Source organism: Chryseobacterium sp. FG46 (assembly GCF_057809135.1).
Genome location: NZ_JBMDJJ010000021.1, coordinates 1 through 12,478 on the forward strand (window position 1 = coordinate 1; position 12,478 = coordinate 12,478).

At 34.5% G+C, this 12,478-nt stretch carries 13 protein-coding genes and 1 tRNA gene; 2 read left to right on the forward strand and 12 right to left on the reverse strand.

Annotation, left to right across the window (positions count from 1 at the left end; all coding sequences use genetic code 11):
- The 11 genes from ACODR7_RS15375 to ACODR7_RS15425 form a co-directional block, all read right to left on the reverse strand.
- Nucleotides 1-1,156 (reverse strand): hybrid sensor histidine kinase/response regulator (locus ACODR7_RS15375; RefSeq protein WP_488840354.1); only part of this gene is annotated, 1,156 nt, incomplete at its 3' end.
- 408 nt (nucleotides 1,157-1,564) lie between these two features.
- Complete coding sequence (locus ACODR7_RS15380) at nucleotides 1,565-1,864, reverse strand: hypothetical protein (RefSeq protein ID WP_488840356.1); 300 nt, start codon at nucleotides 1,862-1,864, stop codon at nucleotides 1,565-1,567.
- Nucleotides 1,865-1,978: 114 nt separating this feature from the next.
- Nucleotides 1,979-3,415 carry an SDR family oxidoreductase gene (locus ACODR7_RS15385; RefSeq protein ID WP_488840358.1) on the reverse strand — a complete coding sequence of 479 codons (1,437 nt, stop codon included), beginning with the start codon at nucleotides 3,413-3,415 and terminating at the stop codon, nucleotides 1,979-1,981.
- Nucleotides 3,416-3,463: 48 nt separating this feature from the next.
- Nucleotides 3,464-4,054, reverse strand: coding sequence for a GTP cyclohydrolase II (gene ribA, locus ACODR7_RS15390; protein WP_488840359.1), 591 nt, complete (start codon nucleotides 4,052-4,054; stop codon nucleotides 3,464-3,466).
- Nucleotides 4,055-4,079: 25 nt separating this feature from the next.
- Nucleotides 4,080-4,628, reverse strand: coding sequence for a lipocalin family protein (locus ACODR7_RS15395; protein WP_110366047.1), 549 nt, complete (start codon nucleotides 4,626-4,628; stop codon nucleotides 4,080-4,082).
- Entirely contained in the window at nucleotides 4,618-5,307 is a 690-nt protein-coding gene (locus ACODR7_RS15400) for a lycopene cyclase domain-containing protein (protein ID WP_488840362.1), read from the reverse strand. The genes ACODR7_RS15395 and ACODR7_RS15400 overlap by 11 nt, the downstream gene beginning before the upstream one ends.
- A complete protein-coding gene (locus ACODR7_RS15405; RefSeq protein ID WP_488840364.1) occupies nucleotides 5,304-5,756 on the reverse strand; it encodes a sterol desaturase family protein in 453 nt (150 codons plus the stop codon). Before ACODR7_RS15405 ends, ACODR7_RS15400 begins: the two co-directional genes overlap by 4 nt.
- Before the next feature lies 1 nt (nucleotide 5,757).
- Nucleotides 5,758-6,222, reverse strand: coding sequence for an SRPBCC family protein (locus ACODR7_RS15410; protein ID WP_488840366.1), 465 nt, complete (start codon nucleotides 6,220-6,222; stop codon nucleotides 5,758-5,760).
- Nucleotides 6,223-6,279: 57 nt separating this feature from the next.
- Entirely contained in the window at nucleotides 6,280-7,116 is an 837-nt protein-coding gene (locus ACODR7_RS15415; RefSeq protein WP_488840368.1) for a phytoene/squalene synthase family protein, read from the reverse strand.
- A gap of 1 nt (nucleotide 7,117) precedes the next feature.
- Nucleotides 7,118-8,608, reverse strand: a complete 1,491-nt coding sequence (locus ACODR7_RS15420; protein ID WP_488840370.1) for a phytoene desaturase family protein — start codon at nucleotides 8,606-8,608, stop codon at nucleotides 7,118-7,120.
- 46 nt (nucleotides 8,609-8,654) lie between these two features.
- Nucleotides 8,655-9,314 (reverse strand): MarR family winged helix-turn-helix transcriptional regulator, encoded by a 660-nt coding sequence (locus tag ACODR7_RS15425; protein ID WP_488840372.1) that lies wholly within the window; start codon nucleotides 9,312-9,314, stop codon nucleotides 8,655-8,657.
- 532 nt (nucleotides 9,315-9,846) lie between these two features.
- On the opposite strand from ACODR7_RS15425, the gene ACODR7_RS15430 reads away from it, so the two are divergent.
- Nucleotides 9,847-9,918, forward strand: a tRNA-Arg gene (locus ACODR7_RS15430).
- Nucleotides 9,919-10,123: 205 nt separating this feature from the next.
- Here the strand turns inward: ACODR7_RS15430 and ACODR7_RS15435 are convergent.
- Nucleotides 10,124-11,248, reverse strand: a complete 1,125-nt coding sequence (locus tag ACODR7_RS15435; protein ID WP_488840374.1) for a T9SS type A sorting domain-containing protein — start codon at nucleotides 11,246-11,248, stop codon at nucleotides 10,124-10,126.
- Nucleotides 11,249-12,119: 871 nt separating this feature from the next.
- Here ACODR7_RS15435 and ACODR7_RS15440 point away from each other — a divergent pair.
- A complete protein-coding gene (locus ACODR7_RS15440) occupies nucleotides 12,120-12,473 on the forward strand; it encodes a hypothetical protein (RefSeq protein WP_488840376.1) in 354 nt (117 codons plus the stop codon).
- Nucleotides 12,474-12,478 lie beyond the last annotated feature (5 nt).

Genomic DNA, 12,478 nt, shown 5'->3' on the forward strand with positions numbered 1-12,478 from the left:
GCTCTATACGGATCTCATCTAAAGGAATTAAAATATCAGGTTTTGTTCCATGACGGTCAATTTTCACTTCGCGCTGATCATGAGTTTGCAATATTGTTTCAATAGCATTATTGATCAAATTTTCGAGGTTAACCGGTTTTTTATTAATTTTAAGCTTACCATTTTCTATTTTGGAAACATCCAGCAGATCTGTAATAAGGGTATTCAGCTTTTCAATCTGCCCCTGAACTTTCATGACAAATCCTGCTTCTGGGCTTTCTTTATCAAGTTTCAACTTTCTTTCTAATAACTGCACGTATGCTTTAATACTCGTTAGAGGTGTCTTCAGCTCATGGCTTGCAATACTTAAAAATTCATCCTTTTCTTTTTCGATTTTCTTCTGATCATCAATATCAGTAAAAGTTCCAACCCAGTTTTTAATACGACCTTCATCATAAACCGGAGTTACTCTTAGCAAATGATAGCGGTAATTACCTGAAATGACATTTTTAATTCTAATCTCCAGCTCAAGAGCTTTTCCTTTTTTCCTGCATCTTGCAAACTCGTCTGTGATATCAGGATCATCCGGATGTATTTCAGGAAAATTCTGTTCGGTGTCTGAATATTCGTACCACTTACCATTCACAAAATCAACGACTCCTGCTTCATTTAGTGTAAATGCAATTTGTGGGAGTGATTCGAGCATTAAGTGAAAATGGTCTATCTGAGACTTCATCGTCACTTGTGATGCACGTCTTCCTTTAACCTCCAGTTCAAGATTCTGCTGGGTCTTTTTCATGGCTATATTCTGCTCCTGAAGATTGTAGAAGGTTTTCACCTTAAGCAAAAGGATCTCAGGATCCACAGGTTTGGTTACATAGTCTTTAGCACCGGAAGCATAGCCTTGCGTTATGAATTTTTTGTCTGTGCTGACAGCCGATAAAAATATAATGGGAACTTCTTTTGTTTTGCTATAATCTGCCAGTGTTTCTGCCACTTCAAAGCCGTCCATATCAGGCATTTGAACATCCAGAATAATGAGGGCATAGTCGTTTTTGAGGGCTTTGCCCAGAGCCTCTTCACCGGAATTGGCTGTTTCCACCTGAAAATCCTTGGATTCAAGTAATTTTTGCAGTGAATAAAGATTACTTTGATTGTCATCAACAATTAAAATCATAGAAGTTAAAATCAATAATTAGTTACAGATATTTAAACCTCAAAAATACTCACAATATTTCAAAACATAGCAATTTTTAAAGGATTATGAGTAAGTATTTCATACCACATTTTTTTCCCGGAAACCAAGCATTTGCATTATTATTTTTCAGATTATAAGTGGCAAGGTAAAGAGAAGAAGTTTATGAAAACAAAAGAATATGTATTCAAAATATTTGGGGTAAAATCAAAGTTTTGGGAATCCGCTTATTTTTATTGATAAACTCTATGAAGGGTGTGAAATTTTATATCAGGTTAGCATAACAATGCTGGAAAGATAAAACACACCAAAAATATAGAATACAAATAAACTATATGAAATAATAAATGACCAGAACTTTAAGAGTTCTGGTCATTCATCAAACTAACCTTAATTTGTTTTCTTTCTCCATTCGGCTTTTACATCTTCTGCAGCATCTTTTGTTTTTTCCCAAGCCTCGTCCGCTTTATCTTTAATATCTTCCCACGTGTCGGAAATATTGGATTTTACTCTTTCCAGCCAATCTTCCTGTGTTGCTTCTTCATCACTATTTCTTTTTTCATTGATATAATCTCTGGCTTTATCTGCTAAGTCATTCACTTTCCACTTTGCATCATTTGCTGCATTTCTTAAAGTGTTTTCTGTTTCGTTTACCGCTTTTTCCGCCTTGTTGTAATCTGAATTATTCATAATATAATATTTAAGTATTTGGTATATAAATAAACAATCCTCATGCCTAAAAAATACATACTATGTTAAAATATTCCCAAAATTGAAATTTGTAGAATTTTTTAAGTGAGAATTTTATTTTTGCTTTCCACTGAGCCTTCTAATCATTCCTTTGAAGATAAATCCATGGAATGGCAGTACCATCAGCCAATACAACCTTCCCCAAACACCTTTTGGCCGAAAGACAGCTTTCTGCCAGATCTTATTCCTGTAAATTTTAAACATCAGCCATGCTTCTCCCGGAAGTTTCATCTCCGCCAATAAGATGAGTTTTCCTTCTTTACGATTGGCATACAGTACTCTCCAGAAGTCCAGTGCATCACCTTCTATAAGATCCGTAGGATGTCTGCGCCCTCTTCTCAATCCCGGGCCACCAACCATTTTATCAAACAATCCTCTTATTTTCCAAAGACCCTGCCCGTACCATCCATGAGTACCTCCCAATTCAAAAACACGATCCATACAAGCTTCCCTATCATCATATTCTTCACTTCTAAGGTCTGTAAAACAACCATATTTCGGTACGTCCTGATATTGTTTTAATGTTGAATCATTACGGCTGCTGATAAAACTGTCTTTCCAGCTGGATATAATTTCATTGGCCTGAATTTTTGCAAGAGTCCGTTTCAATGCTGTATCGTACGAAAACGGCTGAATGCCGGTAATTAATTTAATTTCAGTAAGACTTTCAGGACGGCAGACGACTTCTATTTTCATGCTTCCCACCAGTGCTTTTGCCAGATTATAAGAAGTTGAAGTAATAAAATAGAGCCAGTAGGAAGATAATCTGGGGGTCATTACGGGCAGTGTAAAAATGGTTCTTTTAAGACCTCTTACTTTTGCAAACTGTAACAACATCTCTTTATAGGTTAGCACATCATCACATCCAATGTCAAAGTTTTTCTGATAAGCATTTTCTTTAAAGAGTACAAAAATCAGAAAATCCAGAACGTTGGCAATACCTATCGGCTGACATCTGGTATACAGCCACTTAGGAGCTACCATAACGGGCAGCTTTTCAACAAGGTCTCTGATGATCTCAAACGAAGCACTTCCTGATCCAATGATAATTCCTGCACGCAGAACGGTTGCGGGAACCTTGCAGTCCATAAGTATTTTTTCAACCTCATACCTGGAGTTCAGATGCTTTGAAAGCTCTTTTTCATTCACCAGCCCTGAAAGATACACAATATGTTTACATTGTGTTTTTTCTATATAACCAGAAAAATTAGAAGCACATTTTTTTTCTGAATCTTCATAATCAGCAGAATTGCTCATAGAATGCATCAGATAATAAGCACCCGCAATATCTTCAGGAATATTTTTAAGTGTTTCCGGCTTGAGAAAATCAACTTCAATGACTTCAATAAGCTGTTCATCAATATCCATGTTTCTGGTAAAACGACTAACGTCTCTACAGCAACAGACAACTTTATATCCCTGTGCAGTAATTACACTGATCATTCTTTTACCAATATAGCCGGTAGCTCCTGTAAGCAGTATTTTTTCCATAATTATTGGATTTCACAGGTTTATATCATTGTGTCTGCCTGATGGTTATTATATTTTTTCCAAGAGATGACCAAAATAGTCCTTTTTTTTGACAAGATAACCTTCATTAACTTCATTGGGATCTATTTCGAGCGGAATTCTGCTATTGAGGATCATTTCACTGTTCTCTATTGATTTAATCTTATCAGGATTATTCGTTAAGAGATTAATTTTTCTGATATTCAGCAGATTCAGCATTTTCACGGCCACGTCAAAGTTCCTTGCATCAGCGGGAAGACCCAGCTTGAGATTAGCCTCAACGGTATCCAGCCCCTGCTCCTGAAGGGCATACGCTTTGAGCTTATTAATAATTCCGATATTTCTTCCTTCCTGGCGGAGATAGATAATGACGCCTCCATTTTCAGACATATATTTCATTGCGGCATCAAGCTGCTGCCCACATTCACATTTTTTAGAATGGAAAACCTCTCCGGTAATACATTCTGAATGAAAACGTACATTAACTGTCTTATCAAAATCTGTATTTTCTGCTACCAGAACCAAATTTGGACTCCAGTCTTCTTCATTTTCTGAAAATGCATATACTGTGAATAGTCCATAATCAGTAGGTATTTTTGATTGAGCTTGTATTTTGAGCATAGGTTTAGAGTTTTAAATTAAAGTTTTATTTGTCAAAAGGATTTTTTTTATCCTGTTTCACCCAGATGAGCTTAGATGTATCATAGCCAATTTCCTGAGCTTTGGAAATAAAATTCTTTTTTATATTTTCAGGGATGGTTTTTTCACGGGAAAGAATCCAGAGATAGTCTAAATTTTTCCCTGCAACCAGGGCATACTTGTATTCTTCCAGGGCAACTACATTATAACCGGCATAAAAAGGTCCGAAAAAGCTTACCTTCAAAGCAGCCACATTTTTTTCTCCTCTGAATTTAGCAGTACCATTAGCAGAAACCCATTTGTTCTTTTTAAAATTATATCCGCTGTTGACCACATTTACATTTCCGTCTGCATTAAGGCTGTACTGAGCGATTGCATTATCAAGGTCTTTTTCAAAGCGATAATCGAATCTGGCAATTTCATACCATGTCCCCAAATATCTGTTGACATCAAACTGGCTCACGGGCTGTGCTTTTTCGGGCATGGAAGAACAGGATGAAAAAATGTTTAGAAGCCCCAAGCTTAATAGCAATGTAAGAATGATTTTATTTTTCATTTTTAGTTATTTTTTTAAAGAAATAAATATTTAATAAAAACTGACTGTAACCATAAACAGCATCTTCAACAGGAATGGTTCCCATTCTGATGCCTAAAAAGTCATCAGGATTGTAGTTTACAACAGGAGACGGAATAAAAGATCCTGTCAGGATTCCATTCACTGCAAAAAATCCGGGCATTAATAGCAGGTATACAAAGCTGGCCTTTCCTATCCATTCTTTTTTAACAATAAAATGCAGATAGCAAAGCGTGAATAGGGTTACAATTACTGTAAGTAAAGTATAAATTCTGTCATAATAAAGAAACCCTGTTACACTGAGAACAATGACGGAGGTAAATACAATGAGATTATTAAAAGCATTAGCCCCATTCATATTAAAAAATTTCTCCAGGCAGTAATAGGTAAAAACACAAGAAAAAGGAATACAATAAAAGAACAGCCATTCTTCAAGAGGAAGCCCTGATATCTTAATTCCTAATGTATAATTAAGATTAAACCACCATACTCCTTTTGCGGTGAACCATATATCCCACATAATAAAGGGAACTGCAACCATTGTAGATGACAACAGAAACTTTCCAAAAAGCTTGTTAAATTGTATCCTCCTGTCAAAAGAGGCTAAAAAGCAGATGATGACAGTGAAAAAATTAATCAGTATGTAAGTATAAGGCATCATTTTTTATTGAAATACATTTTAAAATATTTAACAGGAATCCACAGAAATCCGAAGCACTCTCCCTCTTCTTTACCCAAATGTTTATGGTGCTGCTTATGAGCCCGCCTTATGGCAAGAAAATAGGGATTTTTGGTTTTTGTAAAGATTTTTGCTCTTTGATGGATAAATATATCATGCACAAAGAAGTAAGCCATTCCGTAAAGACTAATTCCAAGGCCAATAAAAAACCAGTAACTGAATTCCTGCTTTACACCTAAATATAATAAGGCAATAGCGGGACTTGCAAAAATGAAAAAGAACAGATCATTCCTTTCAAGTTTTCCGTTATGGCTGTGATCATGATGATCACGATGCAGACTCCAAAGGAAACCATGCATAATATATTTATGAATAAGCCATGTCGCCCCTTCCATAGAAATAAAAACAAGCAAAACAACCAGAAAATTCATGTCAATTGTGTTTGTGGTTAAAAAGTTCATTCAATACTTTGTATCTGAAATCGAAAATACCTCTGAGCTTTTCTTTAACAAATAAACCATGGGCTATCCTTCCAAAAAATCCTAATGGAAGTTCATAATATACAGTATCTTTCATTAATACACCATTCTCATCTGGAATGAACTCATGTAAATGATTCCAGTATTTATAAGGTCCTTCTTTCTGAAAGTCTGTAAAACTTCTGCCTTCTTTTACCTGACTGATAATCGTTTTCCATTTCATCGGAATTCCCAATACAGGAGATACGGTATAATCTATTTCCATACCTTCAAAAATAGATCCGTCCTGTATATCTGAAAGAACCACAAAATTCATGCTTTTAGGTGTTATTTCGGATAAATTATGAGGAGAGGAAAAGAATTTCCATGCTGTATCAATATCACAGTTCAAATGCTGTTCTCTGTATAATCTGTACATCGTTATTTTTTTATTGATTTTATAAATTCTAAAACATTCTTCTAAACAAAGGAGCTATCAGAAATAAGCAGATTTGTATCTTATATAGCTTTTAAATGCTACCAATAATTTCTGTGAATTGGCAATCCTGATTCTTTGCTGCAAAATATTCTGCGAACTTGTTTTCTTTATCTTTTCAAATAATGACAGATAGTACCTGTATGCGAGATATACTCCAAAAACGGAAGACCCGGGCAGCTTCTTAATTCCCTGCAAGGCTTCTTTGAATTCTTCTTCAATTTCTTTTTCAATCTGAGCTTTAACGGTATTATCAAACACAGACATATTCAATGATGGAAAATACGTTCTGCCCAAAATCTGGTAATCATCTTTCAGATCACGTAAAAAATTCACCTTTTGAAAAGCTGATCCCAGTTTCATGGCAAATGGTTTAAGCTTTTCAAATTGCTGTTTATCACCTCCTGTAAATATCTGCAGACACATAAGACCTACCACTTCGGCAGAGCCGTAGATATATTCATTATAGAGATCAGAATTGTAATCTATTTTCTTCAGATCCATTTCCATGCTGTGTAAAAACTGATTGATAAGCTGGATATCAATATCATATTGACGAACTGTTTCCTGGAATGAGTTCAGGATAGGATTGATCGAAATGCCGTCTTCCAATGCATCATAGGTTTCAGCTTTTAACCTTTTCAACAGCTTTTCTTTATCATAGCCATGAAAACTGTCAACAATTTCATCTGCAAGACGTACATAACCATAAATGGCGTAAATAGCAGATCTGATGGATGGTTTTAATGCTAATATTCCTAATGAAAAACTGGTACTGTATTTCCGGGTAGTATACTTGCTTACCTCACAAGACAACTCATCAAACAATTTTTTCATATTAATTTAGTTTTAGTTTATTAACTTCAGATGCTACAATTTTCCCCGAAATAACTGATGGTGGTACTCCGGGACCCGGGACAGTTAACTGCCCCGTATAAAAGAGGTTACTGATATTTTTGTTCCTTATTTTAGGTTTTAATACCGCTGTTTGGGATAAAATATTGGATAAACCATAGGCATTTCCCTGATAAGCGTTATAATCTGAAATAAAATCACTTACGCAGTAGCTCTTTTTATATTCAATCCTTGATGCCAGATCACTTTCTCCGGTATGCTTTTCAATTCTTTTAAGCATATTTATCAGATATTTTTCCCTGACAGATTCTTCATCATGTATTCCTGGCGCCAGAGGCAGAAGCAAGAAAAGATTTTCACAATTTTCAGGAGCTACACCCGGATCTGTTTTTGAAGGACAGCATGTGTAAAAAAGCGGTTTTGCAGGCCATTTTTTATTTTTATAAATACAATTTATATGATCGTCCAGTTCATTTTCAAAGAAAAGAGTATGGTGTTTCAAATGGGGAATTTTTCCTTTTATTCCCAGATAATAAATTAAGCATGAAGGAGCAAAGGTTTTTGATTCCCAATAAGCATTATTATAGTTCCTGAGGGATTTAGGAATTAATGTTTCCGTATGATGATAATCTGATGAAGCGATGACTGCATCAAATTCATAATCTTTACCATTTACTTTTATTGAGGTAATCTTTCCGTTTTGAGTATAAAGTTTCTGAACCTCATGATTAAAATGAAAAGTTACCCCCTGTTTTTCTGCTACTTCTTTCATGGCCAAAACAAGCTGATAAAAACCTCCCATCGGGTATTTTGTTCCTAAAACATAGCCTCCGTAATTCATAAGACTGTAAAGAGCAGGAATATTTTGCGGGGAAGCTCCCAGAAAGATGACAGGAAACTCCATCAGAGACCTTAATTTTTTATCAGAAAAATACCCTGATACATATTTTCGGAAGTTACTCAGAAGATCAAGCCTGAGCGCACTGCCGGCAATTTTTAAAGAAGCAAACTCCAGCCAGCTGTAACAAGGTTTGTTAACAAATTCCTTCATTCCCACTTCATATTTAAATTTTGCTGATTGCATAAATTTATCATACTTAACAGCTGCTCCCGGCTCTATCTTTTCGAACAGCTCGCGGATTTCATCATTTTTCTCGGGAACTGAAACTTTTTCTTTTGAAAAAACCATCTCAAACTGAGGGTCTAAAGAAACCAGTTGAAAAAAATCAGAAACTTTATAATTAAAATCAGCGAAAAAACTTTCAATAATATCAGGCATCCAATACCAGCTGGGTCCCATATCAAAGATATATCCTTCATTTGTTTCAAATTGTCTCGCCCGGCCGCCGGGCTGATTATGCTTTTCAAATACATGTACTTCATTTCCTGATTTTGCAGCATATGCAGCCGCTGAAAGTCCGGAAAATCCAGAACCTATAACCGCGATCTTTTTCTTTGAATTTCCAGTATCCATTGTTATTTAATTAATAGTTTTACAGAGCTTTTAAGACTAACTCAGCTTAGTTCAGTTTTTTACAGGCAATATCAATCAGATCCTTTGCTTCCAGATTCATTCTGTACACAGAATAATGAAATTCATCCAGTTTGGACAGGATAGAAATGAGCAGCATTCTCTCTGATTGGTTTAAATTTCCTGTTACTAACCGAGAAGCTTTTCGAATTTCATCCATGTGATTATTCAATATTATCAATCCTTGTTCGGTGATCTGAATTTGCTTTATTCTTTTATCTTTTTGAGAGGCAACCTGCTCCACCCAGCCATTACTTATTAAGCGATTAATAACAAGGATCCCTGAAGATTTTTCATGTACATTATACCTTATCAATTCCATCTTTGACATTGGTCCCATTGTTTTCAGGCTTATGAGGTATATAAAATCATCCTGGCTTGAGAAAACTGAATTATTCATTGCAGAACGGGAGTAGGATTTTGCATACCTGCTCATTCTTATTAATAATGTATTGATGACACTATCAGAACTTCTTCCCAGTTCTCTTCCTATCCAATCCGGATCTTGTATCTCAGAATTCGTTTTTTGAGAAGCCTTGATCCATTCTGTAAAACCATGAAGATCATTGCTATAGATAGCTTTTTCTTCATTTTCTTCTACAAATTGCTGAACAATTTCTACAACTGATTTTATTAGATCAAAATTCATAGCAAACAAATTAGTATACAAATATACTTAAAAAATGATATAAAGTATATTAATATACTTTATTTAATTAATCAAAAATATAAAGTGCTGTATTACAATATATTATTTTTTTTTAAAAACAGAAAATGAATAAATATTAAAGTGTATAAATATACTTTTATGGAAAAATGGAAAGATTAATAAACTATATGTTTGAATATATATCTTAAAAATTATTCTTATCCGATTAAATTAAAGCATCATTAACAGGTCGCTCCCCTGGAGCTATAATTTAAAACAAATACTTCCTATTAACAGTCAGCTCCCATAGGAGCTGGGCTTGATCACATCGGGATCTGCTGTTAGTAGAAAAAAATGAAGTCCTCGTAAAAAATAAAGCTCCAGGGGATCAACCTGTTAATTCATACCGTAAATATTGATATTTTAAATGTATTTATACTTTTTATCGGACAGTAATGCTTAAAAATATATAAAACACTCTGGAGTTCAACCTATTTCAGTGAATAATTTGTAATTTTATGATTTAAGCTAAGGCCCTATAGTTCAATGGATAGAATAGAAGTTTCCTAAACTTTAGATCCAGGTTCGATTCCTGGTGGGGCTGCAAATCATATCACTTTATCAATAAATTGAAGCTCTTTCAAATCAATTCCCAAATCTTAATTAATTCAGTACTTCTCCTACTTTAGAGTTTGATTTTTGTCCTAAGCTATAAAAGAAAAATCCCCGGATCTCTCCGGGGATAAAATCAAATGAATTATAACATAAGATATGTTATTTTTTTAATAAATGGATTGATTACTATTAAATTATTTAACCGCTTTCAACGTTTGTTTAAAGCCATCTTTTTGATGCAGGGTAATTAAATATACTCCCTGCTTCAGTTCTCCTAAATAAAGAACGGAATCTGGCTTATCTATAGTTTTAATCAGCTTCCCTGAAATATCAGAAATTGAAATTGATCTTACTTTTGTAATATCAGAAATATGTAGTACATCTTTGAATGGATTGGGGTATATTTTAACGGGATTATCAGCTTTTAGCCCTGAATTTTCATTAGTCGCCAGTGATGCTTGTGTAGTAATCTCTATGGTGAAATTCCCTTCCGGAAGATCTCTAGGGCTAATATAGTGACCAACATTTATATAGTAGGTTGTTCCGGCTATAGTAGGAATAGTGATCGTTTCAACTATTCCTATGCCTCCCACTTCGTTATCTATTTTTCCTGCACATACAAGAGCAGTACAACTCCCTGTATATACTCCTATCCCATGATCCCAGTAAGATATAGTAGTGGCTTTAATGGTTGTATTATTTCCATCTCCAACAAAAGAATACCAAAGACCATCATTCATTCCACCTGAACAACTGGTAATTACGCCATCATTTCCTGCATAAATACCATTAATTTGAGGCCATGCATATGGCAGTTGAGTAACTTGTGTTGCAGTTGAACATTTATCATTAGAGAGTGTAAGGGATATCTTGCTTATTTCTATTTTGAAATTCCCCTCTGGCAAGTTATTATCCCCCGAATTCTGACCAACATTTACATAGTAGGTGGTTCCTGGTACAGTGGAAATGGCAAGTGTTTCAACCCTTCCTATACCTTCCCCTGTAGTATCTATTGTTTCTCTACATACAAGAGCTGTACAATTCCCCGTATATACTCCTATTTGATGATTCCAGTTGGACGTAGTAGTAGCTTTAATATTTACATAACTTCCATCACCTACAAAAGAATACCAAAAACCATCATTCATTCCATCTGAACAAGCAGTCATCAAACCATCATCTGGAGATGTTACCCCGTCCGTCTGATCAAAAGTATAGGGTAATTGGGTGATTTGTTTTGCCGTAGAACAGGTATAATTGGTTTGTCCGAAGCTTAAACCTGAAAATGTAAAAAGAAGCAGAAAATAAGATTTTTTCATTATATAATAATATTAGTTAATATGTAGATTAATAAACGATGAGCTTTCATCAGCTACATTTTATGATGGGGCAAATCTACAATGAGCATTAAAGTAATACCAAAGCAATTCTGTAGATATAAATTATAGTTGTGTAGATTTTGTTTGTGACATTTCTCAATATTTTTTGATATTGATGTGCATTGTTGAACTGTGAGTTTTTCTTTTTTTAATTAATAATATCGTTATTTATAGCTCGAAACCAGTTTCTGACTTTTCGTTGCTAGTTTGATCAAGGAAAATAAAGCATTGAAACCTTGTTTATTTTATGTAGAGCATTCAGGCTAAGAGATCAAAAAAATTATGCTCAATAGAAACAAATACATTTAAATTTTTTCACAAAAAAACCTCCCGATTCATCGGAAGGTTATACTGTAATTTGTCAGAAATATGAAATTTTCAATGCCCAAATATAATCAAGTACTGATACCAACGAATATGATTTCAATCATATGCCAGCTAAAAGAATACAAATAGATTACTGATAATATAGATTTGTTGACCTACCCTTTTAGTAATAATAGCTTCGACAGGTTCAGCCTGACAATACTTAAAAATTTCAGTTGGTATTCGACTTGTCACCCTGAGCCTGTCGAAGGACTCTCAATAAGAAAACCTTTGTTTATCATTAATCTCGACTATTAATTAAAAGCATAAGTCAATAGATTTAAGTACTTATCGATATTACTGCAAACTCAAAAAACAAATTTTTCCGATCCAAAAAATGATAGTTGCAACTGAATTTATTTTTGCTTTTTTGAAGAAAAATATCTCCTGCTTTTTCTTCATCATTCAATTTTTATCAAATTAAATTGTACATTTGTTTTTTATTATGCAAAAATTTCTCAGAGTCTTTTTTGTTTTTTCTTTATTACTGATATTTGTTTCAAATGTCAGTGGTGTTACCACTTGTCTTGATCATGCCAGGCACGCCAAAAGTAAAGTGATTTATAAAAAGGGTTCAAAAGAAGAGAAAATCCCTACCTTTTCACAGGACGACGAATGTCAGTGTACACTTCACATGTATATGACCAATATTCTTCTCCCTGAACCTTTGAATTTGGATTTTGCTATCGACACAACCAATGACAATGAAATGCCGCAGCCAAAAGCCATTTCATATCGTTGTCTTCTCGACTTCTTCAGTTCAAGAGCGCCCCCAGCTGTATTTTTCGTGGTAGCTTAATTTAC